We start from the raw sequence: 338 nt of genomic DNA, 5'->3' as shown, positions 1-338 counted from the left end.
ACATGTAGTACAAGGAGTAGGGTCAGTAGAGGTAGCAGTAATGTTATTGTTTTTAGGATCTTTAGCGTTAGCTGTAGCCAAGTTGTAAACAATACCTGCATTGATATCCGCTTGAGTTATGGTGTGAACCGCAGTGAATGTTGTAGTGTCAGTAGCGCCTACAGCAAGCGAGGCAATAGGTCCACCACTAACCACAGCGTTGTTGTCTGTTACAGTTATATTAGTTAAAGTTACGTTACCTGTGTTTTTTACTACAAATACATACGATACTACATCACCTACATTCGTTTTACCATCGTTATTACTATCTACATAAGTACCATCTTTAGTGATTGAAA

The 338-nt window shown here is 38.5% G+C and carries 1 pseudogene; it reads right to left on the bottom strand.

Annotation, left to right across the window (positions count from 1 at the left end):
- Nucleotides 1-338, bottom strand: a pseudogene (locus K5R64_RS17100) (hypothetical protein); the annotation flags it as partial.

This window comes from Flavobacterium sp. UMI-01 (genome assembly GCF_019656315.1).
Lineage (GTDB): Bacteria > Bacteroidota > Bacteroidia > Flavobacteriales > Flavobacteriaceae > Flavobacterium.
The sequence above is the reverse complement of the archived record's forward strand: the minus strand, read 5'-3'. Positions and strand labels throughout refer to the sequence as shown.